Genomic DNA, 1,588 nt, shown 5'->3' on the forward strand with positions numbered 1-1,588 from the left:
TTTTTTGTTGAGTGAAATGAAAAAGGCCACCTCGAAATGAGATGGCCTTATCGGGTGTTGCTATGATTAGAGTAGTGACGGTTAGGGTGAGTACGCTTTATCATTGGCGACTCACCGTAATGTGGTCATAGGCTTCCATCGCCATGTACGCCAGAAAGTTATGCTCCCAAAGCTGATACAGCTCTTTTGCTGCACTGTCCTCTTTAATGGATGCCCAGCCTTGCTGGTGGTGGGTAAACCACTCTCCTCGGCTGAAATCAAAATCGAGTCCTCGCTCTAATTCAGGGTAGTGATTACCGATATAAGCAAAGTCCGTGATGTAGCTGTAATGCCATGCTCCATCACTGTGTTTATTGAGACAGATTTCAACCGGATGAAAGCCGCCCTTTTCAGCGCTGTAACTGGCATCTCGAAAATTAAAGATAATTCCATCAGCATCCACTAATGAATCGGCAAGCTCATCATCTTGCGTAAGCCGGTGTGCTAGCGTTGTCACGATAGAGTGTGTCAGTGCATCAGAGACAGGTAGCAATGACGCTTTGATGTTGGTGGTAAGAAACCCTATTTGGCTTCGGATTAACAGTTGCTTAGACATAATGCGCCCTCCTACAGGCAGTAAGATAAGGTAATTTAAAATAGAACGGTTGAGTTCGAGCCAGAACGACTCATGATAAAGCGGTCATTGACCGAGGTGACTTAAGGGCTAGATGGCGTGCTTTTTCACTGCATGGTAAGGCGGTGCGGAGCCATTGAGCCAGCACTTGCCTTGATAGCGAGTCACTAACTGTTGAAAGAGCCACATCTCAAACGCAGAGCTTAGCGCAATGGAGACATCAAAACCGTCTTCACCACCACGTGCACGATCTTGCCATACTGCATTTAAGTCCCGTAGGTGGGCAGTCAGCACTTCATATCCCTCCAGCTCATTTGCTTCTTTCGGTGCTCGTAGCCAAACAGAAAGGCGCTGACAATGCGGCATCACTCGATAATCACGAGCCTGGTCTAATGTCTGACGTACAGCACGTATCCACCCTTCGGCTTTGGTATCACGTCCATTGAGTTTTAATCCACCCGATTCCGCTTGCGCGGACCAATCACAGCCGTATTTAACCAGCAGGTTATGTTGCGTATCGACGCCACAAAACTGCCAATCACGACACCGCTTATTGGTGTCTGGATCAAATAGATTGCTGCAACCTATCAAAATGTGAAGCATAATAAGGTCATCGCTTCTCAATAAACATTGGTAACGCTCATACAGACGTTGCTTAAGCTGATGGCCACTCATGGCTGTCACGTCTTGATTCAAGCGCTCAGTAAAGAGCTGACGCACCTGCTGCTCGATGTCTTTCTCTGGCACGCGCAGTGCCAGTTGCTCATACACAATGTCATAAGACATGATGAATACTCTCCCTTTCAAAATAACAAAAACGCCCCATCAGAATGAGAGGCCGCCTCAATAAGAACGATATCTTCCGCGTCATGTTTTCACCTCGGTAAACCTCACATCATCAAAATGTTCATCCATTAACTGGCGACAAAACATCCGAGACCAACTGAGCAAGACATCCATGACTTCAGGCCTAGC

At 47.0% G+C, this 1,588-nt stretch carries 2 protein-coding genes; both read right to left on the minus strand.

Going from position 1 to position 1,588, the window contains the following annotated elements; genetic code table 11:
• Positions 1-100: 100 nt before the first annotated feature.
• The gene (locus tag MD535_RS25475; RefSeq protein ID WP_265678077.1) at positions 101-595 is read right to left on the minus strand and encodes a DUF2787 domain-containing protein; all 495 of its coding nucleotides are present in this window, start codon (positions 593-595) and stop codon (positions 101-103) included.
• Positions 596-703: 108 nt separating this feature from the next.
• Entirely contained in the window at positions 704-1,399 is a 696-nt protein-coding gene (locus tag MD535_RS25480) for a hypothetical protein (protein WP_265678078.1), read from the minus strand.
• Between the last annotated feature and the right edge of the window lie 189 nt (positions 1,400-1,588).

The sequence above is a fragment of the Vibrio qingdaonensis genome (assembly GCF_026191675.1).
GTDB classification, from domain to species: domain Bacteria; phylum Pseudomonadota; class Gammaproteobacteria; order Enterobacterales; family Vibrionaceae; genus Vibrio; species Vibrio qingdaonensis.